At 57.0% G+C, this 22349-nt stretch carries 19 protein-coding genes and 1 tRNA gene; 19 read left to right on the forward strand and 1 reads right to left on the reverse strand.

From position 1 onward, the window contains the following. Positions 1–12 precede the first annotated feature (12 nt). From J8Z22_RS04740 to greA, 6 genes are all read left to right on the forward strand, one after another. Complete coding sequence (locus J8Z22_RS04740; protein WP_028113926.1) at positions 13–804, forward strand: M48 family metallopeptidase; 792 nt, start codon at positions 13–15, stop codon at positions 802–804. A gap of 115 nt (positions 805–919) precedes the next feature. Next, entirely contained in the window at positions 920–1531 is a 612-nt protein-coding gene (locus J8Z22_RS04745) for an FKBP-type peptidyl-prolyl cis-trans isomerase (protein WP_028113925.1), read from the forward strand. A gap of 125 nt (positions 1532–1656) precedes the next feature. Next, positions 1657–2466, forward strand: coding sequence for a 4-hydroxy-tetrahydrodipicolinate reductase (gene dapB / locus J8Z22_RS04750; protein WP_090363757.1), 810 nt, complete (start codon positions 1657–1659; stop codon positions 2464–2466). A gap of 193 nt (positions 2467–2659) precedes the next feature. Beyond that, positions 2660–3784: a glutamine-hydrolyzing carbamoyl-phosphate synthase small subunit gene (gene carA, locus J8Z22_RS04755; RefSeq protein WP_156897084.1), complete on the forward strand. Its 1125-nt coding sequence runs from the start codon at positions 2660–2662 to the stop codon at positions 3782–3784. A 22-nt stretch (positions 3785–3806) separates the two neighbouring features. Continuing rightward, positions 3807–7028 carry a carbamoyl-phosphate synthase large subunit gene (gene carB / locus J8Z22_RS04760; RefSeq protein ID WP_028113922.1) on the forward strand — a complete coding sequence of 1074 codons (3222 nt, stop codon included), beginning with the start codon at positions 3807–3809 and terminating at the stop codon, positions 7026–7028. Between the two features lie 177 nt (positions 7029–7205). Next, positions 7206–7682 (forward strand): transcription elongation factor GreA, encoded by a 477-nt coding sequence (gene greA / locus J8Z22_RS04765; RefSeq protein WP_028113921.1) that lies wholly within the window; start codon positions 7206–7208, stop codon positions 7680–7682. A 99-nt stretch (positions 7683–7781) separates the two neighbouring features. On the opposite strand, the gene yhbY is transcribed toward greA, so the two are convergent. Beyond that, a complete protein-coding gene (gene yhbY, locus J8Z22_RS04770) occupies positions 7782–8084 on the reverse strand; it encodes a ribosome assembly RNA-binding protein YhbY (protein WP_028113920.1) in 303 nt (100 codons plus the stop codon). A gap of 130 nt (positions 8085–8214) precedes the next feature. On the opposite strand from yhbY, the gene rlmE reads away from it, so the two are divergent. The 13 genes from rlmE to pnp all read left to right on the forward strand — a co-directional run bounded on the left by rlmE (position 8215) and on the right by pnp (position 22245). Next, positions 8215–8847 (forward strand): 23S rRNA (uridine(2552)-2'-O)-methyltransferase RlmE, encoded by a 633-nt coding sequence (gene rlmE, locus J8Z22_RS04775; protein WP_035416046.1) that lies wholly within the window; start codon positions 8215–8217, stop codon positions 8845–8847. A 41-nt stretch (positions 8848–8888) separates the two neighbouring features. Next, a complete protein-coding gene (gene ftsH / locus J8Z22_RS04780; protein ID WP_252009144.1) occupies positions 8889–10835 on the forward strand; it encodes an ATP-dependent zinc metalloprotease FtsH in 1947 nt (648 codons plus the stop codon). Positions 10836–10896: 61 nt separating this feature from the next. Further along, positions 10897–11727, forward strand: a complete 831-nt coding sequence (folP, locus tag J8Z22_RS04785; protein ID WP_028113917.1) for a dihydropteroate synthase — start codon at positions 10897–10899, stop codon at positions 11725–11727. A gap of 97 nt (positions 11728–11824) precedes the next feature. Continuing rightward, positions 11825–12607 carry a triose-phosphate isomerase gene (gene tpiA, locus J8Z22_RS04790; RefSeq protein WP_028113916.1) on the forward strand — a complete coding sequence of 261 codons (783 nt, stop codon included), beginning with the start codon at positions 11825–11827 and terminating at the stop codon, positions 12605–12607. A 6-nt stretch (positions 12608–12613) separates the two neighbouring features. After that, the gene (gene secG, locus J8Z22_RS04795) at positions 12614–12916 is read left to right on the forward strand and encodes a preprotein translocase subunit SecG (protein ID WP_028113915.1); all 303 of its coding nucleotides are present in this window, start codon (positions 12614–12616) and stop codon (positions 12914–12916) included. Positions 12917–12924: 8 nt separating this feature from the next. Further along, positions 12925–13010 (forward strand) — tRNA-Leu (locus J8Z22_RS04800). Between the two features lie 484 nt (positions 13011–13494). Continuing rightward, positions 13495–13950 (forward strand): ribosome maturation factor RimP, encoded by a 456-nt coding sequence (rimP, locus tag J8Z22_RS04805; protein ID WP_028113914.1) that lies wholly within the window; start codon positions 13495–13497, stop codon positions 13948–13950. A gap of 28 nt (positions 13951–13978) precedes the next feature. Then, entirely contained in the window at positions 13979–15481 is a 1503-nt protein-coding gene (gene nusA / locus J8Z22_RS04810; protein ID WP_028113913.1) for a transcription termination factor NusA, read from the forward strand. A 26-nt stretch (positions 15482–15507) separates the two neighbouring features. Then, entirely contained in the window at positions 15508–18156 is a 2649-nt protein-coding gene (gene infB / locus J8Z22_RS04815) for a translation initiation factor IF-2 (protein WP_028113912.1), read from the forward strand. Positions 18157–18198: 42 nt separating this feature from the next. Then, positions 18199–18609, forward strand: a complete 411-nt coding sequence (rbfA, locus tag J8Z22_RS04820) for a 30S ribosome-binding factor RbfA (RefSeq protein ID WP_028113911.1) — start codon at positions 18199–18201, stop codon at positions 18607–18609. Beyond that, positions 18609–19553, forward strand: a complete 945-nt coding sequence (truB, locus tag J8Z22_RS04825; protein WP_028113910.1) for a tRNA pseudouridine(55) synthase TruB — start codon at positions 18609–18611, stop codon at positions 19551–19553. The genes rbfA and truB overlap by 1 nt, the downstream gene beginning before the upstream one ends. Positions 19554–19641: 88 nt before the next feature. Continuing rightward, entirely contained in the window at positions 19642–19911 is a 270-nt protein-coding gene (gene rpsO, locus J8Z22_RS04830; RefSeq protein WP_028113909.1) for a 30S ribosomal protein S15, read from the forward strand. Positions 19912–20136: 225 nt separating this feature from the next. After that, positions 20137–22245 carry a polyribonucleotide nucleotidyltransferase gene (gene pnp, locus J8Z22_RS04835; RefSeq protein WP_028113908.1) on the forward strand — a complete coding sequence of 703 codons (2109 nt, stop codon included), beginning with the start codon at positions 20137–20139 and terminating at the stop codon, positions 22243–22245. The last annotated feature ends 104 nt before the right edge of the window (positions 22246–22349 follow it).

Here is a 22349-nt window from a genome sequence, read left to right on the forward strand (position 1 = left end):
ATGGAGTAGATTATGCGAAAGCTTGGCGCTGTGGTCCTGTTGGGGCTGCTTTCGTCTTGTGCCACTCATCAGTCGCCGACCGGGCGGGATCAGATGCTGCTGTTTTCCGGCTCGGAGATGGCGCAGATGGGGGACCAGTCCTTTGCCCAGATCAAGGAAAAAGAAACCCGTGCTACCGATAAGGCCACTATCGCCTACGTGCAGTGTGTGGCCGATGGCATCATCACCGCCCTGGGCGACACGCCATCCGAGTGGGAGGTGGTGGTGTTTGACTCCGAGCAGGTGAATGCCTTTGCCCTGCCGGGCAAGCACATCGGCGTGTACACCGGCTTGCTGGAGGTGGCGGAAAACCAGGATCAGCTGGCCGCGGTCATGGGCCACGAGGTGGCGCACGTGCTGGCGCGCCACAGCAACGAGCGGGTGTCCCGCTCCCAGCTCAGCAATGCCGGGCTGCAGATCGCCGATGTATTTTTGCAGGGCACCGCCAATCGCGATCTGTATATGGCCGGCCTGGGGCTGGGCGTACAGGTGGGCATCACCCTGCCTTATGGCCGCACCCAGGAGAGTGAGGCCGACGTGATGGGGGCGGATCTGATGGCCAGAGCCGGCTTCGATCCGCAGCAGTCGGTGGCACTGTGGCACAACATGGCCGAAGCCAGTGGTGGCAATGCGCCACCGGAACTGATGTCGACCCACCCGTCACACAGTACCCGCATCTCGGATCTGGAGCGACTGCAGGGGCAGGTGCAGCCGCTGTATCGTCAGGCGAAAAGCGCCGGAATTCAGCCTCGTTGCCGTCGCTGAGATGGAACCGCCCGGCCTGGTTCCGGGCGCTCAAAAGAGACTCAATTGCGTTGGTATTAATTGCCCCACAAGTGGTACACTCCGCAGCAGTTTTTTCCATACTGGAACATACATCATGAAGTTCGACACAGTAGAACAGCAAGCAAGCTACGGCGTAGGCCGTCAGCTGGGTGAGCAACTGGCCGCCAACAGCTTTGAAGGTATTGAGATCTCTGCGGTTCAGCAGGGCCTGGCCGATGCCTTCGAAGGCAAAGACAGCCTGGTTGAAATGGCCGAGCTGCAGCAGGCGTTTGCGGTTATCTCTCAGCGTCTGGCTGAAGCCCGCGAAGCCAAGGCTGCGGAAGCCGCCGGCGAAGGCGAAGCCTTCCTGGCTGACAACGCCAAGCGTGATGGCGTGATCACCACCGAATCTGGCCTGCAGTACGAAATCATCGCCGAAGGCGAAGGTGATAAGCCGGGTCTGAACAGCACTGTGAGCTGTCACTACCACGGTACCTTCACCCATGGTGGCGTGTTCGACAGCTCCGTGGATCGCGGTGAGCCGGTTGAGTTCCCGGTCAGCGGCGTGATTGCAGGCTGGACCGAAGCGCTGCAGATGATGAACAAGGGTGCCAAGTGGAAACTGTACATCCCTCACCAGCTGGCCTACGGCGAGCGCGGTGCAGGTGGTGCCATTCCACCGTTCTCGGCACTGGTGTTCGAAGTCGAGTTGCTGGACATTAAATAATGTCATAAGGGGAAGCGGTTGCTTCCCTTTTTTTTGGGCTGCGAAATGGGACAGAGATCTTTATGTCGGCGGTCAATAATCATATGATTATCCAGATGCATAGAGCCGATTGGGAGCAGTAACAGATGGAACAGATCCGAGTAGCCATTGTCGGGGCCAGCGGCCGTATGGGGCGCACATTGATTGAAGCCGCCCTGGCGCACCCTCAGATCCGTCTTGGTGCGGCCATAGAGCGCAGTGGTGCCAGCTTGCTGGGGGTGGATGCCGGTGAGTTGATTGGCCACGGTGCCGTCGGCGTGACCCTGGTGGATAAACTGGAACTGGTGGTGGATGACTTCGATGTGCTTATCGATTTCACCAACCCGGAAACCAGCCTGGAGATGGCCGCCTGGTGTGCCCAGCACGGCAAACCCATTGCCATCGGCACCACCGGCTTCAGCAGCCATCAGAAAGAGCGCATCGCCGAGCTGGCGCAGGATCTGCCTATTGTCTTGGCACCGAATATGTCGGTGGGGGTGACCCTGCTGTTTAAGTTGCTGGAAACGGCGGCCAAGGTGATGGGCGACTACACCGACATTGAGATCATCGAAGGCCACCACCGCTACAAGAAGGACGCCCCGTCGGGCACGGCGTTGCGGATGGGTGAGGTGATTGCCGAGACCCTGAACCGGGATCTGGAGCAGTGTGCCATCTACGGTCGTGAAGGCATCAGCGGCGAGCGCGACCGCGACACCATCGCCTTCTCCACCATTCGGGCCGGCGACATCGTCGGTGAGCATACGGCGCTGTTTGCCGACATCGGTGAACGGCTGGAGATCACCCACAAAGCTTCGAGCCGAATGACCTTTGCCAATGGCGCCATGCGGGCGGCACAATGGCTGTTTCAGAGGCCCAATGGCCTGTACGACATGCACCAAGTATTGGATTTAAAATAAAATTAGGGCTTTTTAGCCCTTTTTTATTGTTTGGCTATATACAAATGTGACTTTGGTCGCTATAATCGCCGGAATTTGTCAAAAATTCACTTTTTGAGTTTGGCGAGTTGAAGAGGTTTACCCTAAATCATTGTAAAACAATAACTTATAATTCTTCTGGTGGGAGGTCAAGTTGAACAAAACTGCCCTATTAATGCTCCAGGATGGCACAGTTTTCACCGGTACTTCCATAGGTGCCGACGGATCTGCTGTCGGAGAAGTCGTTTTTAACACTTCTATGACTGGTTATCAAGAAATCCTGACCGATCCTTCCTATTCACGTCAGATAGTTACTCTTACCTACCCTCACATCGGTAACACCGGAACCAATTCCGAAGACGTTGAATCCTCTGCAATCCACGCCACCGGCCTGATCATTCGTGACCTGCCTGCGCTGGCATCCAACTTCCGTAATGAACAGTCCCTGTCTGAGTACCTGAAACAGCATAATGTGGTTGGCATTGCGGATATCGATACCCGCAAACTGACTCGCATTCTGCGGGAGAAGGGCGCTCAGGCCGGCTGCATCATGACCGGAGTAGCGGCCGACGCCGCCCAGGCGCTGCAACAGGCCCAGGGCTTCCCTGGCCTCAAAGGCATGGACCTGGCCAAGGAAGTCACCGTCAGCGCCCCTTACCACTGGCGCAATGGCAGCTGGAAACTGGTGGGCGGACTGCCCAGCGATACGCCGGCAGACGCACTGAAGTACAAGGTGGTGGCCTACGACTACGGCGTGAAGCAGAACATTCTGCGGATGCTGGTGGATCGTGGCTGTGACGTGACCGTGGTTCCGGCCCAGACGCCGGCGGCCGAGGTATTGGCGATGAATCCGGATGGGGTGTTCCTGTCCAACGGCCCCGGTGATCCGGAGCCTTGTGATTACGCCATCCGTGCCATTCAGTCGCTGCTGGAAACCGATACGCCTTTGTTCGGCATCTGCCTGGGGCATCAACTGTTGGCCTTGGCCTCCGGCGCTCAGACCCTGAAGATGAAGTTTGGCCACCATGGCGGTAACCACCCGGTCAAGGACCTGGACAGCGGCAAGGTGATGATCACCGCCCAGAACCACGGTTTTGCCGTCGATGAAGCCAGTTTGCCGACCAACCTGAAAGCCACCCATAAGAGCTTGTTCGATGGTTCCCTGCAGGGGATTCACCGAACCGACAAGCCGGCTTTCTCGTTCCAGGGCCACCCTGAAGCCAGCCCGGGTCCCCACGATGCGGCACCGCTGTTCGATCATTTCATCGAACTGATGCAACTCCGCAACGCGGCCCAATAACAGAGCGTGAAGAGATAGAACAATGCCAAAACGTACCGACTTAAAAAGCATTCTGATTCTGGGCGCGGGCCCCATCGTCATTGGCCAGGCGTGTGAGTTTGACTACTCTGGCGCCCAGGCCTGTAAGGCTCTGCGTGAAGAGGGCTACCGGGTCATTCTGGTGAACTCCAACCCGGCCACCATCATGACCGATCCGGAGATGGCCGACGCCACCTACATCGAACCCATCCACTGGGAAGTGGTGCGCAAAATCATCGAGAAGGAGCGCCCGTGTGCGGTGTTGCCCACCATGGGTGGCCAGACCGCACTGAACTGCGCCCTGGAGCTGGAGAAACACGGTGTCCTGGAAGAGTTCGGCGTCCAAATGATTGGCGCCACTGCCGATGCCATCGATAAGGCCGAAGATCGTGCCCGCTTCGATGTGGCGATGAAATCCATCGGCCTGGAAACCCCACGCTCGGGCATCGCCCACAGCATGGAGGAGGCCAATGCGGTTCAGGAGCAGGTGGGCTTCCCCTGCATCATCCGCCCGTCGTTCACTATGGGCGGCAGTGGTGGCGGCATCGCCTACAACCGTGAAGAGTTTGAAGAGATCTGCACCAATGGTCTGGATCTGTCCCCGACCAACGAGTTGTTGATTGATGAAAGCCTGATTGGCTGGAAAGAGTATGAGATGGAGGTGGTCCGCGATCGCGCCGACAACTGCATCATCGTCTGCTCCATCGAAAACTTCGACCCCATGGGCATCCATACCGGTGACTCGATCACTGTGGCGCCGGCGCAAACGCTGACCGACAAAGAGTATCAGCTGATGCGAACCGCCTCCATGAACGTACTGAGAGAGATCGGTGTCGAAACCGGTGGCTCCAACGTTCAGTGGGCGGTGAATCCGAAAGACGGCCGTCTGGTGATCATCGAGATGAACCCACGGGTGTCCCGTTCCTCGGCGCTGGCGTCCAAGGCCACCGGCTTCCCCATCGCCAAGGTGGCGGCCAAGTTGGCCGTGGGCTACACCCTGGATGAGCTGCAAAATGACATCACCGGTGGCACCACCCCGGCGTCGTTTGAGCCGTCCATCGATTACGTGGTGACTAAGGTGCCACGCTTTAACTTCGAAAAGTTTGCCGGCGCCAATGACCGCCTGACCACTCAGATGAAGTCGGTGGGCGAGGTCATGGCCATTGGCCGAACCTTCCAGGAATCGCTGCACAAGGCGCTGCGCGGCCTGGAGACCGGCATGACCGGTCTGGACCCCATCGTCAATCTGGACGACAACGACTCGTTGTCCAAGATTCGCTACCAGCTTCAGGAGGCCGGTTGCGATCGCATCTGGTACCTGGCCGACGCCTTCCGCGCCGGCTTGTCCATGGAGGCCATCCATCGGCTGACGGGCATCGATAAGTGGTTCCTGGTTCAGATTGAAGAGCTGTTGCAATTGGAAGAGCAGGTCAAGGAACGGGGTTTTGCCGGTCTGGACGCTGGCTTCATGCGCAAGCTGAAACGCAAAGGCTTTGCCGATGCCCGCCTGGCGAAGTTGCTGGGGATCAGTGATGGCGAGATTCGCAAGCTGCGCCAGCGCCTTGAGGTGCTGCCGGTGTATAAGCGGGTCGATACTTGCGCCGCCGAGTTCTCCACCGACACCGCCTACATGTACTCCACCTACGAGGAGGAGTGCGAAGCGCAGCCATCCACCAATGACAAGATCATGGTGATTGGTGGTGGCCCCAACCGCATCGGTCAGGGCATTGAGTTCGATTACTGCTGCGTGCACGCGGCACTGGCAATGCGGGAAGACGGTTACGAGACCATCATGGTCAACTGTAACCCGGAAACCGTGTCCACCGATTACGACACCTCCGACCGCCTCTACTTCGAGCCGGTGACCCTGGAAGATGTGCTGGAGATTGTGCGGGTTGAACAGCCGAAAGGCGTGATTGTTCAGTACGGCGGTCAGACGCCACTGAAACTGGCCCGGGATCTGGAAGCCGCCGGCGTGCCGATCATCGGTACCAGCCCGGACGCCATCGACCGCTCCGAAGACCGGGAACGCTTCCAGCAGGCGGTAGAACGCCTGGGGTTGCTGCAGCCGGAAAACAGCACCGTCACCAACATGGAGCAGGCGGTGATTGACGCCAAGCGCATCGGTTACCCGCTGGTGGTTCGCCCTTCCTACGTGCTGGGTGGTCGTGCCATGGAGATCGTCTACGACGAGCAGGATCTGCGCCGCTACTTCAATGAAGCGGTGAGCGTGTCCAACGAGTCACCGGTACTGCTGGATCGCTTCCTCGATGACGCCATCGAAGTGGATGTGGATGCGGTGTGTGACGGTGTCGACGTGGTCATCGGCGGCATCATGGAGCACATTGAGCAGGCGGGCGTTCACAGTGGCGACTCCGGTTGCTCTCTGCCTCCCTACACCCTGAGCCAGTCGATTCAGGACCAGATGCGGCTGCAGGTGCGCAAGCTGGCGCTGGAATTGGGTGTGGTGGGTCTGATGAACGTGCAGTTTGCGGTCAAGGACAACGCCATCTACCTGATTGAGGTCAACCCTCGCGCCGCTCGAACCGTGCCGTTCGTGTCCAAGGCCACCGGGGTGCAGCTGGCGAAAGTGGCTGCCCGGGTCATGGCGGGCACTTCCCTCAAGGCGCAGAACTTCACCCAGGAGGTGATTCCACCTTACTACTCGGTGAAAGAGGTGGTGCTGCCGTTCAACAAGTTCCCCGGCGTGGATCCGCTGCTGGGGCCGGAGATGCGCTCCACCGGTGAGGTGATGGGCGTGGGTGACACCTTTGCCGAGGCTTACGCCAAGGCGCAACTGGGGGCCATCAAGGACGTGCCGAAATCCGGCCGAGCCCTGTTGTCGGTTCGTCAGGGCGATAAGTCCCGAGTGGCGGATCTGGCCACCCAGCTGATTGAGCTGGGCTATGAGCTGGATGCCACCCACGGCACCGCCGTTGCGCTGGGAGAGGCGGGCATTAACCCTAGACTGGTCAATAAGATCCATGAAGGGCGTCCCCACATCCTGGACCGGATCAAAAACGACGAGTACACCTACATCGTGAATACCACCGAAGGCCGTCAGGCCATCGAGGATTCCAAACACCTTCGTCGAGGGGCGTTGCAGCACAAGGTGAACTACACCACCACCATGAATGCCGGCTTTGCCACTTGCCTGGCCCATACCGCCGATGACCGTGGTAAGGTCAGTTCGGTGCAGGAGCTGCATCAGCGCAGTTTGAAGTAACCCCGCTTTTTTGGCGATACTGAGACGTCGGCAGGGATGACCTGCCGACGTTTTCTTATTACAATCGGTCTATTCCAGAACCAAAACACCCTATTTACAATACCCGGAATTCAACTTGGCAGGTCAATGCGTGCATTGGCTGGGGCCCGGTTTGGCCGGATAAGACGGAAGCAGATTATGACCCAGGTTCCAATGACCGTTGTCGGTGCCCAGCAGCTACGAGAAGAGCTGGAGCATCTGAAGCACACCAAGCGTCCAGCGATCTCCGAAGCCATCGCAGAAGCACGAGAGCTGGGTGATTTGAAAGAGAACGCCGAGTACCATGCGGCCCGCGAAGAGCAGGGATTGTGTGAAGCTCGGGTTCGCGACATCGAAAGCAAGCTGTCCACCGCGCAGATCATCGACGTGACCAAGATCCCCAACAATGGCCGGGTGATTTTCGGCGCCACTGTGACCATTTTGAATGTCGACAGTGACGAAGAGGTGACGTACCGCATTGTTGGTGATGATGAAGCGGATCTGAAAGGCGGAATGATCTCCGTGAACTCCCCCATTGCCCGCGCCCTGGTGGGCAAAGAGCTGGACGACCTGGTGGTGGTGAAAGCCCCGGGTGGCGAAGTGGAGTATGAGATCATCGAGGTCCAATACAAGTAATCTCGAGGACTCGCCCGCGGGGTTTAGGTGTACACTGACCCCGCATAAAAAAAGCCGCGACTTCGCGGCTTTTTTATTGAGACTGGCTGACAGACCGGATTAACGGGCTTTCGGCAACTCAATTTTGCACTTTTCAGATTCGCGGTACAGCACCAGAATATGGCCGATAACCTGAACCTGAGCCGCGCCGGATTCGCGCAGGATGGCGTCCATGATGGCGCGCTTGGCATCACGGTCTTCACTGGCCACCTTGACCTTGATCAGCTCATGGTGTGCCAGAGCCAGTTCAATTTCGGCCATTACGCCTTCGGTCAGACCGTTGCCGCCCAGCAGGACTACCGGCTTCAGGCTATGGGCCAAGCCTTTAAGATACTGCTTCTGCTTGGTAGTTAATTGACTCATTGGGCCACTCATTTTGGTTTGGGGACTTGAAAAGCGCGTATTCTAACGCCATCTATAGCGTAATACTAATTCTTACCAAGATGATAAACTTCCTGGTAATTAAATCCTCACTACTACGGTCTGGAGAATTATGGCCGGTAAAAAGAAGCGCAGTGCCAGCTCGACGCGCTGGATGAAAGAGCATTTTGATGACCAGTACGTGAAAGAGGCGCAAAAAAAAGGCCTTCGTTCCCGAGCTGTGTTTAAACTTGAAGAGATTCAGGGTAAAGATAAGTTGTTGAAACCCGGCATGTCCGTGGTGGATCTCGGTGCGGCTCCCGGCGGTTGGTCTCAGTACGCCGTAAAGGAGATTGGCAGCGAAGGACAGGTCATTGCCTGTGACATTTTATCGATGGACCCAATCGCCGGAGTCGATTTCCTGCAGGGGGATTTCCGCGAGGAAGCGGTGCTCAATGCGTTGTTGAAACGGGTCGGTGATGGCAAGGTGGATGTGGTGATGTCGGATATGGCGCCCAACTTCTCCGGAGCCCAGTCGGTAGACCAACCCAGCGCCATGTACCTGGTAGAGCTGGCTTTCGACATGTGCCATCAGGTGCTGGCGGCCAACGGCAGTTTCATCGTTAAGGTGTTCCAGGGCGAAGGCTTTGATCAATACCTGGCTGAAGTACGTAAAGCCTTTAAAGTTGTAAAAATTCGTAAACCAGACTCCTCCCGGGCGCGCTCCCGCGAGGTCTACATTGTGGCAAGCGGCTACAAGTTGTAAGCTTGCTAAGATAATCAAAGGAATTTGCGAGGTTCCCTACCTTGAGTGATATGGCGAAAAATCTGATTTTATGGCTGGTTATCGCTGTCGTATTGATGTCGGTATTTAAGGGTTACAACCCCACTAATGGGGCTGGGAACGCTTTGAGCTATACCGATTTCGTTGAAGCGTACAGCAATAGCCAGGTACCCGCGGTGGAGTTCCAGGAAGATGGCATCACCATCACTGGTAAGACTCGCAATGGTGAGCAGTTTGTCACCTACATGCCGGCTTACGATGACAAGTTGATCGACGACCTGATCAAGCACAAGGTCGACATCACCCGCTTGCCACCGGAGCAACCCAGCGTGTTGGCGCAGATCTTCATCTCCTGGTTCCCGATGCTGTTGCTGGTGGGGGTATGGATCTTCTTCATGCGTCAGATGCAGGGCGGCGGTGGCAAAGGCGCCATGTCGTTTGGTAAGAGCAAGGCCCGCCTGATGGGCGAAGACCAGATTAAAACCACCTTCGTCGACGTGGCCGGTTGCGACGAGGCCAAAGAAGAGGTGGGCGAACTGGTGGATTACCTGCGTGATCCCACCAAGTTCCAGAAACTGGGCGGTAAGATTCCTACCGGTGTGCTGATGGTGGGACCTCCGGGTACCGGTAAGACTTTGCTGGCGAAAGCGATCGCCGGTGAAGCCAAGGTGCCGTTCTTTACCATCTCCGGTTCTGACTTTGTTGAGATGTTTGTGGGTGTGGGTGCATCCCGTGTCCGTGACATGTTCGATCAGGCTAAGAAATCCGCGCCATGCATCATCTTCATCGATGAGATCGACGCCGTCGGTCGTCAGCGTGGCGCCGGCCTGGGTGGAGGTCACGATGAACGTGAACAGACCTTGAACCAGATGCTGGTAGAGATGGATGGCTTTGAGGGCAACGAGGGCATCATCGTCATCGCCGCCACCAACCGTCCAGACGTACTGGATCCGGCCTTGCTGCGTCCCGGTCGATTCGACCGTCAGGTTACCGTTGGTTTGCCGGACGTCCGTGGTCGTGAGCAGATCCTCAAGGTGCACATGCGCAAGGTACCGCTGGCGGAAGACGTCAAAGCCGACCTGATTGCCCGTGGTACCCCTGGCTTCTCCGGTGCCGACCTGGCCAACCTGGTGAACGAAGCGGCGTTGTTTGCTGCCCGTGGCGATCGCCGCCTGGTGTCCATGGAGGAGTTTGAGAAGGCCAAAGACAAGATCATGATGGGGGCCGAGCGCCGTTCCATGGTGATGACCGAGGACGAGAAGAAGATGACCGCCTACCACGAAGCCGGTCATGCCATTGTCGGTCGCATGGTACCTGAGCACGATCCGGTCTATAAGGTGTCCATCATTCCCCGTGGTCGAGCCTTGGGTGTGACCATGTACCTGCCAGAGCAGGATCGCTGGAGTCACTCCAAGCAGCACCTGGAGTCCATGGTGTCCAGCCTCTACGGTGGCCGTATCGCCGAGGAGATCATCTACGGCGCCGATAAGGTGACCACCGGGGCCAGTAATGACATCGAGCGGGCCACCGACATTGCCCGTAAGATGGTGACCCAGTGGGGCCTGTCGACTCGCATGGGGCCGATGAACTACGCCGAAGAAGACGGTGAGGTATTCCTGGGTCGCTCTATGGCCAAGGCCAGCCACATGTCCGATGAAACGGCGATGATGATCGATCAGGAGATCAAGGACATCATCGACCGTAACTACCAGCGCTCCCTGAGCATCCTGGAAGACAACATGGACATTCTGCACGCCATGACCGACGCATTGATGAAGTACGAGACCATCGATGCCCGTCAGATTGACGACTTGATGGCCCGACGGGAAGTGCGCGAGCCGGCGGAGTGGGGCAAGGGCGACAGCTCTGACGATACCCCGTCTGGAGGTTCCAAGGTGGAAGCCAGCGACAGCGCTGCCGACGACAAGCCGGCCACCGACATCGACGGCACCGAAGCACCGGCGAAATAGTTCGTCTTTTAGGTTACAATCAAGTCCCGCCTCTGGCGGGACTTTTTTATGGAGAGCGATAATGACACTCGATTGTGCCGGTCGCACACTGGATCTGAGCCAGGTGCAGGTGATGGGGATCATCAACGTCACCCCGGACTCATTTTCCGATGGCGGCCGCTTTCATGGCGTAGACGCCGCTTTGGCGCAGGCCCGCAAGATGGTCAATGACGGCGCCAGCATTCTCGACATCGGCGGTGAGTCCACCCGCCCGGGCGCACCGGACGTGAGCGTCGAAGAGGAGCTGAACCGGGTGATTCCCGCCATCGAAGCCATCGGCTCCGAGCTGGATGTGGTGATCTCCATCGACACCAGCAAGCCGCAGGTGATGCGGGAGGCGGTGGCTTCCGGTGCCGGTCTCATCAATGACGTGCGCGCGCTGCAGGAGCCGGGCGCCCTGGCCGCCGCGGCCGATCTGCAGGTGCCGGTGTGCCTGATGCACATGCAGGGGCAACCGAGAACAATGCAGAGTGCGCCTAGCTATCAGGATTTGGTTGCTGATATCATGGCGTTTTTCGCCCAGCGTATTCGGGCCTGTGAGCAAGCCGGTCTGGCCAAGGAGCGGTTGCTGCTTGATCCCGGATTTGGTTTCGGCAAGACTCAGGAGCACAACTTTCAGTTGCTGGCGCAACTGGCACAGTTCCAGTCTCTGGGGTTGCCGCTGCTGACCGGCCTCAGCCGCAAGTCGATGTTCGGTGGCCTGCTGGATCGCAACGTCAATGAGCGTCTGGCTGCCAGTTTGGCCGGGGCCATGCTCTGTGCCCAGGGCGGCGCCAGCATCGTACGGGTTCATGACGTACGGGAAACCTGGGACGTGCTGCAGGTCTTGGCAGCGACTCAACGAATAAAATAAAAGCAGTTAAACGGCTTAAGCCAGATTTTGCCGGGCGAGGACTTGTAACTTAAATATGGGTTCGTTATTATCTCGCCCGCTTTCACAGGAGAGAAGTATGGCACTACGACGCCCTATGGTCGCAGGCAACTGGAAGATGAATGGTTCTCGTCAGTTGGCTGAAGAGCTGGTTAAAAAATTTGGCCGCTTAAAAGACGACTCTGCTGAAGTGGTGATATGCCCTCCGACAGTGTACCTGGAAAGCGCAAGCAAGCTGCTCGAACAGAGTAAGCAAAGCTTGGATGGCCGTCTGGTGCGCTTGGGCGCTCAGAACGTCAGCCATCATGAGTTCGGCGCATACACCGGCGAAGTATCGGCCTCTATGCTGCGGGAATTCGGTTGTAATTACGTTATTGTTGGTCACTCCGAACGACGTCGTATGTACGGTGAGACCAGCGATATTGTGGCAAATAAGTTTGCCACGGCACAGAAAATGGGTTTGACGCCGATTTTGTGTGTGGGTGAATCCCTGGCGGCCCGCGAAGCCCGCCGAACTTTTGAAGTGATTGCCGGCGAATTGGACGCGGTCATCGAAAAAGTCGGGACAATGGCCTTTGATAATGCCATTATCGCCTACGAGCCGCTTTGGGCGGTGGGAACCGGCAAGAGTGCCACTCCCGAGCAAGCACAAGAAGTGCATGCTTTCATTCGACAGAGATTATCTGAAGTGTCGCCCTTCATCGGCGAGAAGATTCGAATCCTCTACGGAGGCAGCGTGAAACCCAGTAACGCGGCGGATCTGTTCTCTCAGCCTGATGTGGACGGTGGTTTGATTGGCGGTGTGAGCCTCAATGCCAGCGAGTTTCTGGCACTGTGCAGCATTGCAATGAATGCGGAATAAGCGACGATGCTTTATACGGTTTTGATGGTAGCTTACCTGTTGGTTGCAGCAGCAATTATCGGCCTGGTGCTGATTCAACAGGGCAAAGGTGCGGACATGGGTGCCTCTTTTGGTGCCGGCGCGAGTGGAACCCTGTTTGGTTCTACCGGTTCAGGCAATTTCCTGACCCGCGCAACCTCAGTCTGTGCCGTGTTGTTCTTTGTACTGAGTCTGACTATCGGTAACATGTCTTCCCATAAAGGCAAGGTGACCAGCGACTTCGAAACCATCGAAGTGGAGCAGCCAGTGCAGGACAACCTGCCGCAGTAACAGATTTAGCCGAGGTGGTGGAATTGGTAGACACGCTATCTTGAGGGGGTAGTGTCCTATGGACGTGCGGGTTCAAGTCCCGCTCTCGGCACCAATTAAAAAGGTCGATTATTAAATCGGCCTTTTTCACGTTTACAGCCCGGCATTTGGGTTGCGTGTATAAAGGCGCAACAGTATAATAAGTGCCGCTGATTCATGGGGACCGACGCGTTTGGTGTTCATGGGCTAAAATGGTTGAGGTTTCACTCCTGTTTTGGCCAGTGCGGAAACGCACAACAGCTCTCTCCGTGATCAAGTTTCTTGATGGGTATTGATACCGAGAAGGCCGCGACGGAGGCGGTGGATTGTTCCCCTGTGGGCAGTTCGATGACATCAGTCATCCTAAACAGGGTACAGCGCACTTTAGCCCCGTTTGAGCTCGGGGCTTTTTGTTATCTGTCCTCTGGGATTGGCTAAGAGCACACCGATGGGGCAATTACATGGTGGTATCCTGGATAAACCATCTAATTACCTCTATTGGTATGGCTAGTTAGATAACAGGGCTTTATGCCCTTTTTTCGTTTGTAGGGGGAGGCGCGATGGCTACGCTAGAGCAACGCTTAACCGAGATGTTGCAAGAACCGGTTCAAGCCCTGGGTTTTGAGTTGGTAGGGATTCAATACGTTCGTGCCGGTTCGCACTCCACATTGCGAGTGTTTATCGACCACGAAAATGGCATCACAGTGGACAACTGTGCCGAAGTCAGCCGCCAGATCGGAGCGGTGCTGGATGTGGAAGATCCCATCAGCACCGAATACAACCTCGAGGTGTCTTCTCCTGGGATCGAACGGCCGCTGTTTACGCCGGCACATTATGAAAAATTCATCGGTGAGGAGGCCTTCGTGCTTCTGAATATGCCGGTTGAAGGAAAACGCAAGCTGCAGGGACTGATCACCGCCGTTGAGGGCGAGATGATCACCTTGTCAGTGAAAGGTACGGATCAGGAAGTGGCTTTAGCAAACGTGCGCCAAGCCCACCTGGTAGCTAAGTTCTGATAGTTTCAGGGTGAAACGAGGCTGACCCATGAGCAAAGAGATTTTACTTGTCGCCGAAGCGGTATCTAACGAAAAAGCACTGCCGCGTGAAAAGATTTTTGAGGCCCTGGAAACGGCCTTGGCGACCGCTACTAAGAAAAAATATGAAATCGAGATCGAAGTTCGTGTCGAGATCGATCAGAAGACCGGTGAGTTCGATACCTTCCGTCGTTGGTTGGTGCTGGAAGACGATGCCGAGATGGAAGAGCCAACCCGAGAGTTGTCTCTGTCCGCGGCGCGTGCCATGTACGAAGACGACAGCATTGTCGCCGGCGATTACGTCGAAGAGCAGATCGAATCGGTGAAGTTTGACCGCATCACCACCCAGACTGCCAAGCAGGTTATCGTACAGAAAGTACGGGAAGCCGAGCGCGGTTTGATCATCGAGCAGTTCCGTGACAAAGAAGGCCAGCTAGTTACCGGTGTGGTCAAGAAGGTCAACCGTGACTCTGTGATTCTGGATCTGGGCGGCAACGCCGACGCGATCCTGTATCGTGAAGAGATGCTGCCTCGGGAGAACTTCCGTCCCGGTGACCGGGTGCGTGCGCTGCTGTTCGCCGTGCGTCCTGAGTCCCGTGGTGCTCAGCTGTTCCTGAGCCGCACCAAGCCAGAGATGCTGATCGAGCTGTTCCGCATTGAGGTGCCGGAAATTGGCGAAGAGATGATTGAGATTATGGGCGCCGCCCGTGATCCAGGCTCTCGCGCCAAGATCGCCGTGAAGAGCAACGACAAGCGCATCGACCCGGTCGGCGCCTGTGTCGGCATGCGTGGTGCCCGTGTTCAAGCGGTATCCGGCGAGCTGGGTGGCGAGCGCATCGACATCGTACTGTGGGACGACAACGTGGCCCAGTACGTGATCAAGGCCATGGCGCCTGCGGATGTGGGTTCCATCGTGGTTGACGAAGACGCCCACAGCATGGACGTTGCCGTTGAGCCGGACAGCCTGGCCCAGGCCATTGGCCGTAATGGTCAGAACGTTCGCCTGGCGTCGCAGCTGACCGAGTGGGAACTGAATGTGATGACCACCGATGAGATGGCGGCCAAGCATCAGGAAGAATCCGACCGGCTGATCACCCTGTTCGTGGACAACCTGGACATCGACGACGAGTTCGCCGAAGTGCTGGCCGAAGAGGGCTTCACCAGCCTGGAAGAGATCGCCTACGTGCCAATCCAGGAGCTGTTGGAGATCGACGGCCTGGACGAAGAGGCGGTTGAAGAGTTGCGTGAGCGTGCCAAAGCGGCACTGACCACCAAAGCGCTGGCCGACGAGGAAGCCCTGGACGGCGCCGAGCCGGCACAAGACCTTCTGAACCTGGAAGGCCTGGAGCGCCATCTGGCCTTTGTTCTGGCTTCCCGTGGTGTCATCACCCTGGAAGATCTGGCAGAGCAAGGCATCGATGACCTGAGCGACATTGAAGAGCTGAGCGAAGAGCAGGCCGGCGAGCTGATCATGGCTGCCCGCAACATCTGCTGGTTCAGCGACGAGGCGTAAGCCGATCAACGGAGGATTCAGAAAATATGGCAGATTTGACTGTTGAAAAACTGGCCAGTGAAGTAGGAAAACCGGTTGATCGTCTGGTTGCCCAGTTCGCCGAAGCCGGGATTAAAAAGAGTGCCAACGACAGCGTGACTGAGCAGGAGAAACAAACCCTGCTGAGCCACCTGGCCGATCAACACGGCGGCAGTAACGAGCCGACCCGTATGACCCTGCAGCGTAAGAAACGTTCGACTCTGAGCGTTAACGCCGGCGGTGGTAAGTCCAAGGATGTGCAAGTTGAGGTGCGCAAGAAGCGCACCTACGTGAAACGCAGTGCCGTTGATGAGCAGCAGCGCCAGGAAGAGGAAGCCCGTCAGGCCGCAGAAGAAGCGGCACGCCTTGAGGCAGAGGAACGGGCTAAGCGTGAAGCCAAAGAACAAGCCAAGCGTGAAGCGGAAGAGAAAGCCAAGCGTGATGCCGAAGAAAAAGCAAAGCGTCAGGCTGCAGAAAAAGCCCAACGCGAGGAGCAAGAGAAGTTGACCACGAAAGAGAAGGCCCAAGATGACATCGCTCGCCAAGAAGCTGACAAGCTGAAGGCCGCCCAGGAAGCCGAAGCCGCCCGTAAGGTGGAAGAGGAAGCCAAGGCGAAAGCGGAAGAGGCCAAGCGACTGGCGGAAGAAAACGCCAAACGCTGGGAAACTGAAGAAGCGGAGCGTAAAGCCCGCGAGCAGGCTGACTACCATGTCACCACCTCCACTGCCGCCCGTGCTGCCGAAGATGCGTCTGACGCTCAGGCCGAGCGCGGTCGTCGTCGTAAGAAGAAGAAAGCGGCCGATACTCAGGATCGTAACGCCCGTGGCCCACGCGGTCGTGGCCGTGGTCGTGGCAAGACGCCGTCTTCCATGCAGCAGGGCTTCCAGAAGCCGGTCGAGAAAGTGACCCGCGACGTGGAGATCGGCGAGACCGTGACCGTTGGCGAACTGGCCAACAAGATGGCGGTTAAAGCCACCGAAGTCATCAAGGTGATGATGAAGATGGGCGCCATGGCCACCATCAACCAGGTGATCGATCAGGAAACCGCCGCTCTGGTGTGTGAAGAGATGGGTCACAAGATCATCCTGCGCAACGAAAATGAGCTGGAAGATGCCATCCTGTCCGATCGTGACACCGATGCCACCACCGAGCCTCGCGCGCCGGTTGTGACCATCATGGGTCACGTTGACCACGGTAAGACCTCCCTGCTGGATTACATCCGTCGTGCCAAAGTGGCCGATGGTGAAGCCGGTGGTATTACCCAGCATATCGGTGCCTACCACGTAGAAACCGGTAACGGCATGATCACCTTCCTGGATACTCCTGGACACGCGGCGTTTACCTCCATGCGTGCCCGTGGTGCCCAAGCCACTGACCTGGTTGTTCTGGTGGTGGCGGCCGATGACGGCGTAATGCCTCAGACGGTTGAAGCGATTCAACACGCCAAAGCGGCCGGTGTGCCTCTGGTGATTGCCGTCAACAAGATGGACAAAGAAAGTGCCGATCCGGATCGCGTTAAGACTGAGCTGTCTCAGCACGAAGTGATTCCAGAAGATTGGGGCGGTGAGCACATGTTCGTTCACGTGTCTGCTAAGAGCGGCATGGGCGTTGACGAACTGCTGGAAGGCATCCTGCTGCAGTCCGAAGTTCTGGAACTGAACGCACGCAAAGAGGGCATGGCCCGCGGCGTGGTGATCGAGTCCCGTCTGGATAAGGGCCGTGGTCCAATCGCTTCGGTACTGGTACAGGAAGGTACTCTGAACCAGGGCGACATCGTGCTGTGTGGTCTGGAGTATGGCCGTGTACGTGCCATGCGCGATGAGAACGGTAAAGAGATCAAGACTGCCGGTCCTTCCATTCCGGTTGAGATTCTGGGTCTGTCCGGTGTTCCGGCAGCCGGTGACGAAGCCACCGTGGTTCGTGACGAGAAGAAAGCCCGCGAAGTGGCGCTGCACCGTCAGGGCAAGTTCCGCGAAGTGAAGCTGGCACGCCAGCAGAAGGCCAAGCTGGAGAACATGTTCGCCAACATGCAGGAAGGCGATGTGTCCGAGCTGAACGTGGTCCTGAAGGCCGACGTACAGGGTTCCCTGGAAGCCATTGCCGACTCTCTGATGAAGCTGTCCACCGACGAGGTGAAGGTGAACATCATTGGTCGCGGTGTGGGTGGTTTGACCGAAACCGACGCCTCTCTGGCGGCGGCGTCCAACGCCATCATGGTCGGCTTTAACGTCCGTGCCGATGCCGTTGCCCGCCGGGTTGTGGATACCGAGAACCTGGACCTGCGCTACTACAGCGTGATCTATGACCTGATTGACGAAGTGAAGTCTGCCATGAGCGGCATGCTGGCTCCGGAATTCAAGCAGCAGATCATCGGTCTGGCGGAAGTGCGTGACGTGTTCAAGTCGCCTAAGATTGGCTCCGTGGCCGGTTGTATGGTGACCGAAGGCATCGTGAAGCGCAGCGCCCCTATCCGTGTACTGCGTGACAACGTGGTTATCTACGAAGGCGAGCTGGAATCCCTGCGTCGCTTCAAGGATGACGTACAGGAAGTTCGTAACGGCATGGAATGTGGTATCGGTGTGAAGAACTACAATGACGTGAAGGTCGGCGATCAGATCGAAGTCTTCGAAGTCGTTGAAGTGCAACGCACCCTGTAATGACAACGAGGGGAGGGGTAACCCTCCCCGGATTAAGGTGTTATGGCTAGAGAATTCAGTCGAACTCGACGCGTCAATCAACAGATTCAGCGAGAGCTGGCAACGATCATGATGCGTGAAGTCAGAGATGCTCGTCTGGGCATGGTGACCATCAACGAAGTTGAGACCTCCCGTGACCTTAACTACGCCAAGGTGTTCGTAACCTTCCTGGACAGCGAACCTGAGCAGGTTAAGGCGCAAATGGATGCCTTGCTTGAGCTGGCGCCCTACATCCGTTCCCTGCTGGCGTCGTCGCTGCGCAACATGCGCGCGATTCCGGAGCTGCGCTTCGCCTACGACAAGTCGCTGGTGGAAGGCATTCGCATGACCAACGTGGTGACCAAGGTCATCGCCGAGGATCAGGCCAAGGCCGATAAACACGGCAGCAACGACTCGGACGAGGAACAGCAGTAATGGGCAGACGTCGCATGCGCGGCCGCATGGTGGATGGGATTGTGCTGCTGGACAAACCAGCGGGCATCACCTCCAACGATGCGCTGCAGCGGGTAAAACGCATCTACAATGCCGCCAAAGCTGGCCATACTGGCGCCCTGGATCCCCTGGCGACCGGCATGTTGCCGCTGTGCTTTGGTGAAGGCACAAAATTTTCTCAGTACCTGCTGGAGGCGGACAAGCGTTATCGAGTGGTCGCCAAGCTGGGTGTTCGCACCACCACCTCCGATGCGGACGGTGAAGTGGTCAAAGAACGGCCGGTTACCACCAGCCTGGGTGAGATCAACAAGGCCATCGAGCACTTCCGCGGCGAATCCATGCAGGTTCCCAGCATGTTTTCCGCCCTGAAGTACAAGGGTGAGCCGTTGTATAAATACGCTCGTCAGGGCATCGAAGTGCCACGTGAGGCACGCCCCATCAACGTTTACGAAGCGGAGCTGATCCGGTTTGAAGGCGATGAAGTGGAGATGGATCTGCACGTGTCTAAGGGCACCTACATCCGTACCATCGTCGATGATATGGGTGAGCTGCTGGGGTGCGGAGCGCACGTAAAAGTGCTGCGTCGTACCCAGGTGGCAGGGTACCCCTATGAGCGGATGGTGACCCTGGAGCAGCTGGAAAACCTGCTGCAGCAGGCATTGGATCAGGGCCGTAAGCCCAGCGAACTGCTTGACCCACTGCTGTTGCCCATGGACACCGCGGTAATGACCTTGCCGGAAGTGAACATGAACGAGGTGGTGGCCAGCTACATTATGCAGGGCCAGCCGGTTCAGGTGCCCAAGGCTCCGGACGAAGGCCATGTTCGCCTGACCGTCGGCAGCCAGCGGGTGTTCGTCGGCATCGGTGAGATCGATGCCGACGGCCTGGTGGCACCCAAACGCCTGATTAACGTCAGGCAGGGTTGAGTTTAGCGGCTCAGGTCGCTAGAATGCCCGTCCCGCTGGAGCTGAATTAGTGATTGGCTCCGGCATTATTTGTTTATCGGAGATAGTTATGTCACTAAGCACTGAAGCGAAAGCAAAGATTCTGGCTGATTTCGGCCGTGGTGAAAACGATTCTGGTTCTCCAGAAGTACAGGTTGCGCTGCTGACCTTCCAGATTAACCATCTGCAAGGCCACTTCAAGAAGCACATCCACGATCACCACAGCCGTCGCGGCCTGCTGCGCATGGTTTCTCAGCGTCGTAAACTGCTTGATTACCTGAAGCGTAAGAACCAAGCTTCTTACGTTGAGCTGATTGCTAAGCTGGGCCTGCGTCGCTAATAGATGCAATTCCGGTAAAAAGGGGACCCGTTTGGGTCCCCTTTTTCGTTTTTCTGGTTCGATCGGGAACCGCTAACAACCTCAGTAAAACCTCGCTTTAGCCACGGATTCAGAGCCAGTGGTCTTTTTTCTGCTTTTGCTCCTTGACACCTGTCATTCCTGCTTGGTTGCAGTATACTAAGCGACGAAATTTAAGGTTAAAAACACAGTTAAGGAACACATAAAGTGAATCCCGTCATTAAGAGTTTTGAGTATGGCCGTCACACGGTCACTCTGGAGACTGGCGTTATCGCCCGTCAGGCAGATGCCGCCGTTCTGGCAAGCATGGGTGATACCACCGTATTGGTTAGCGTGGTTGGTAAAAAGCAAGCCGATCCAGGCCGCGATTTCTTTCCTCTGACGGTGAATTACCAGGAAAAAACTTACGCAGCGGGTAAGATTCCAGGTGGTTTCTTTAAGCGCGAAGGTCGCCCTTCTGAAGGCGAGACCCTGACCGCGCGTCTGATCGACCGTCCTATTCGTCCTCTGTTCCCTAACGGTTTCAAGAACGAAGTCCAGGTGGTTGCCACCGTTGTCTCCGTTGATCCTGAGATCTCTCCTGACGTAGTTGCCATGATCGGTGCCTCCGCCGCACTGTCCATCTCCGGCATTCCGTTCGATGGCCCTATCGGCTGTGCCCGCGTGGGTTACCAGAACGGCGAATACCTGTTGAACCCTTCTGTTACCGAACTGGTTGAAAGCGACTTGGATCTGGTGGTTGCCGGTACTTCCGAAGCGGTTCTGATGGTGGAATCCGAAGCCAACATGCTGTCTGAATCCGTGATGCTGGGCGCCGTGGTCTTTGGTCATCAGGAACAGCAGAAAGTGATCAATGCCATTAACGAGCTGAAGGCCGAAGCCGGCAAGCCAGTATGGGATTGGACCGCGCCTGCGAAGAACGAAGATCTGGTTGCCAAGGTTGCCGAACTGGCGGAAGCCGACATGGGTGCCGCCTACCGCATTACCGACAAGATGGAGCGTAAAGACGCTGTTGATGCGGTGAAGTCCAAGACCGTCGAAGCACTGCTGGCTGCGGATGAGAGCCTGGACTCTCAGGAGATCGGTGGCGTACTGGGCAGCCTGGAGAAGACCGTGGTTCGTGGCCGCGTTCTGGCCGGTGAGCCTCGTATCGATGGTCGTAACACCAAGATGATTCGTGCCCTGTCTGTGGCGCCTGGTGTTCTGCCGCGTACTCACGGTTCCGCCCTGTTCACTCGTGGTGAGACTCAGGCCCTGGTAACTGCCACTCTGGGTACCGAGCGTGACGCTCAGATGATCGACGAGCTGAGCGGCCTGCGTACTGACCGCTTCATGCTGCACTACAACTTCCCTCCATACTGTGTGGGTGAAACCGGCATGATCGGTTCTCCAAAGCGCCGCGAAATCGGCCACGGTAAGCTGGCTAAGCGTGGTGTGATGGCCGTGATGCCAACCGCCGAGGAGTTCCCGTACTCCGTACGTGTAGTGAGTGAGATCACCGAGTCCAACGGCTCTTCCTCCATGGCTTCCGTTTGTGGTACCTCTCTGGCCCTGATGGACGCCGGTGTGCCGATTAAGGCTTCTGTGGCGGGTATCGCCATGGGTCTGGTGAAGGAAGGCGACAACTACGTGGTTCTGTCTGACATTCTGGGTGATGAAGATCACCTGGGTGACATGGACTTCAAAGTGGCCGGTAGCCGTGACGGCATCACCGCCCTGCAGATGGACATCAAGATCTCCGGTATCACCCAGGAGATCATGCAGACTGCCCTGAAGCAGGCGTACGAAGCCCGTATCCACATCCTGAACGTGATGGACGAGTCACTGCCGACGGCCCGTACCGAGCTGTCTGAGCACGCGCCTCGCATCACCACCATCAAGATTCATCCGGACAAGATCCGTGACGTGATCGGTAAAGGTGGCGCCAACATCCGTGCGCTGACCGAAGAGACCGGCACCACCATCGAGATCGAAGATGACGGTACCGTGAAAATCGCCTCTACCGACGGCGCCGCTTCTGCCGAAGCCGTTCGTCGCATCGAAGCGATCACCGCCGACGTGGAAGAGGGTCGTATCTACCAGGGTAAGGTTGTCCGCATCGTTGACTTCGGTGCCTTCGTAAACATCCTGCCGGGTAAAGACGGTCTGGTTCACATCTCTCAGATTACCGCTGAGCGCGTGAACAACGTCTCCGATCACCTGTCCCTGGGTCAGGAAGTGGACGTGAAGGTTGTCGAAGTGGACCGTCAGGGCCGCATTCGTCTGTCCATCAAGGAAGCTCAGGCAGACAAAGGTGGCGAAGCGAAAGGTGAATAATCACTAGTCGCCGCGACCACAGAGGGGGAAGCCAACAGGCTTCCCCTTTTTTTATGGAACTTGGCGGCCGTTCGTTGCTCTAATCTGAACAGTTTTCTTGCGCA

This window comes from Ferrimonas sp. SCSIO 43195, from assembly GCF_023716685.1.
In the GTDB taxonomy this organism is placed as follows: domain Bacteria; phylum Pseudomonadota; class Gammaproteobacteria; order Enterobacterales; family Shewanellaceae; genus Ferrimonas; species Ferrimonas kyonanensis.

Excerpts from the sequence above, each read along its gene's own strand:
- carB (WP_028113922.1), top strand. The coding sequence starts at position 3,807 with ATGCCAAAACGTACCGACTTAAAAAGCATTCTGATTCTGGGCGCGGGC.
- rbfA (WP_028113911.1), top strand. The coding sequence starts at position 18,199 with ATGGCTAGAGAATTCAGTCGAACTCGACGCGTCAATCAACAGATTCAG.
- carA (WP_156897084.1), top strand. The coding sequence starts at position 2,660 with ATGCTCCAGGATGGCACAGTTTTCACCGGTACTTCCATAGGTGCCGAC.
- folP (WP_028113917.1), top strand. The coding sequence starts at position 10,897 with ATGACACTCGATTGTGCCGGTCGCACACTGGATCTGAGCCAGGTGCAG.
- nusA (WP_028113913.1), top strand. The coding sequence starts at position 13,979 with ATGAGCAAAGAGATTTTACTTGTCGCCGAAGCGGTATCTAACGAAAAA.
- tpiA (WP_028113916.1), top strand. The coding sequence starts at position 11,825 with ATGGCACTACGACGCCCTATGGTCGCAGGCAACTGGAAGATGAATGGT.
- rlmE (WP_035416046.1), top strand. The coding sequence starts at position 8,215 with ATGGCCGGTAAAAAGAAGCGCAGTGCCAGCTCGACGCGCTGGATGAAA.
- greA (WP_028113921.1), top strand. The coding sequence starts at position 7,206 with ATGACCCAGGTTCCAATGACCGTTGTCGGTGCCCAGCAGCTACGAGAA.
- rimP (WP_028113914.1), top strand. The coding sequence starts at position 13,495 with ATGGCTACGCTAGAGCAACGCTTAACCGAGATGTTGCAAGAACCGGTT.
- J8Z22_RS04745 (WP_028113925.1), top strand. The coding sequence starts at position 920 with ATGAAGTTCGACACAGTAGAACAGCAAGCAAGCTACGGCGTAGGCCGT.
- rpsO (WP_028113909.1), top strand. The coding sequence starts at position 19,642 with ATGTCACTAAGCACTGAAGCGAAAGCAAAGATTCTGGCTGATTTCGGC.
- yhbY (WP_028113920.1), bottom strand. The coding sequence starts at position 8,084 with ATGAGTCAATTAACTACCAAGCAGAAGCAGTATCTTAAAGGCTTGGCC.
- J8Z22_RS04740 (WP_028113926.1), top strand. The coding sequence starts at position 13 with ATGCGAAAGCTTGGCGCTGTGGTCCTGTTGGGGCTGCTTTCGTCTTGT.
- secG (WP_028113915.1), top strand. The coding sequence starts at position 12,614 with ATGCTTTATACGGTTTTGATGGTAGCTTACCTGTTGGTTGCAGCAGCA.
- dapB (WP_090363757.1), top strand. The coding sequence starts at position 1,657 with ATGGAACAGATCCGAGTAGCCATTGTCGGGGCCAGCGGCCGTATGGGG.
- infB (WP_028113912.1), top strand. The coding sequence starts at position 15,508 with ATGGCAGATTTGACTGTTGAAAAACTGGCCAGTGAAGTAGGAAAACCG.
- truB (WP_028113910.1), top strand. The coding sequence starts at position 18,609 with ATGGGCAGACGTCGCATGCGCGGCCGCATGGTGGATGGGATTGTGCTG.